This window comes from Spectribacter acetivorans (genome assembly GCF_031846305.1).
GTDB classification, from domain to species: domain Bacteria; phylum Pseudomonadota; class Gammaproteobacteria; order Nevskiales; family Salinisphaeraceae; genus Spectribacter; species Spectribacter acetivorans.
In genome coordinates, this window is record NZ_JAVRHY010000032.1 from 1 (window position 1) to 1,696 (window position 1,696).

Annotated in this window: 1 protein-coding gene; it reads right to left on the minus strand. The window is 55.0% G+C overall.

What is annotated here, in order from left to right:
• Nucleotides 1-32: 32 nt before the first annotated feature.
• A complete protein-coding gene (locus RM531_RS15950) occupies nucleotides 33-1,382 on the minus strand; it encodes a hypothetical protein (RefSeq protein ID WP_311660714.1) in 1,350 nt (449 codons plus the stop codon).
• Nucleotides 1,383-1,696: the final 314 nt, after the last annotated feature.

The window sequence follows — 1,696 nt, forward strand, 5'->3', positions numbered from 1 at the left end:
CCACTTCTAAACAGCGCTGATTTTCGGGGGGATTACCTATCCACTTCGCCAAATCGTTGCTCGTAGCTCTCCCACGTTGCTGTAAGACGCTCCTGAAGCTGTGAAATCTCGCTAACTGTCTGCTGTATTTGCGTGTGTGACTCCGTGATTCCGCTCATTGTCTGTTCCAGCGATTTAGCACTTTGTGAGATAGCGGAAGCGGATTGCTCGATTGGCTCTGCCAGCTTTCCGAATCGACCGCCGGCTTCTCCCAGTGCGTCAATAATGTCGCGGTTGGCACCTACGATTTGCTCGTGTTGAGTCGCCGTCTCGTTGGCTCTGTCCATAATGTGGTTGATGTCATTAACAGTAGCCTTGAGTCGGTCCGCCATCTGGGCGAGCTGAGTGCTCGTCTCGCTACTTGCCTCACGCAACTCCCGAGTCACGGTACCCACCGCATCGCCAAGCGCTTGCAATTCCTGACCGGCAGAGCCTGTAAGCGACTCCTGGAATTCTCCGACCATTCGCCCGATCATCTCGCCGGTATCGTCTTTGCGCTGGTCACGCATGCCCTCGACCGCATCAACTAGCTTCTCTAGTGTCGGACTAAGGTCGGCGTTGAACTTCTTGCCAATCTCGTCGGCAATCTGGAAAGCCAACTCACTCGAAAAGCTCTCGAGGACCAGTGTTTGCTGACGGCTCTGCTCGAGCTGGCGTGATGCGAGGCTTTCCACTGTAACGCGCTCAAGTCGTGCATCGAGCGCTGTTACCCAGTCGGCGAGGAGGTTGTCGAGTGAGTGAACACCCCGTTTCTCCGCAACGTTGAAAAATATGGAAGCTATTAGCCCGGCAATCGACGTCGTGAAAGCCAGAGAAGCGCCATTCAGGAGGTTTTGTAGTGCATTCTGAACCTCTGTCGGGTCGGCTGAGCCGAGTCCTTGGCCAGCGAGGTGTATGCCGGCGACCAGACCTATGAACGTGCCGAGAATGCCGAACCCGGTGAGAAGGTTTGGCAGCGCGTTATACAGCCTCAGATTGACTCTCTCCGCAATAACGCTGTTTCGGGAAAAATACTCTCCGGGACTTCTGGTGTTCCGGACAACCGGCGGTTCCGCAGAAGGGTCTGGCAGTAGGACTTCCTCGAATTCGCTCCAGCTGTGCGAAATGGTGGTGTTGGTCCGAAGCTCCTGGCGGACGGACTCGTAATTGTTCGCGAAAGCTTCCTCGGAATCATGCTGCGTGATGATGCTGGTTGCGCGTTTCAGGCCACGTCTGACGCTACGAGTCCGAAAGAAAAAGAAGAGCCAAAAGACAAATGCCGCGACGAGGATGCCGCCCGCTAGGGAATAAACGACGATTGGCTGGGTAACCGCTTCAGCAGCAACAGTAAGAAATTGGTCCACTTGAGGGGCTCTTAGGCTGTGTGATTTGGAAGCCACCACCACCCTGTAATCCCGATCCGGACGAAAGCCGGCGGTGAAGCGCGTCTGGTGTGCGGATATCGCGATGCTGCGAGCAAGACACCATTACTGACCTGCGGCGTCAAGCCGGAGCGATATTGTCGGTTATCGCCCGAAACATCCTTACGCCTTAATGCCATGCTCAAGATTCATGGCCCTCAAAGGCTGTTAACGTGATAGCTGTAATGCCAAATGCCAATGCGTTGGCGCTAGTGATCGTGCGGGGCTTGATAGACGTGAAGGGTGGTTTTGATCCG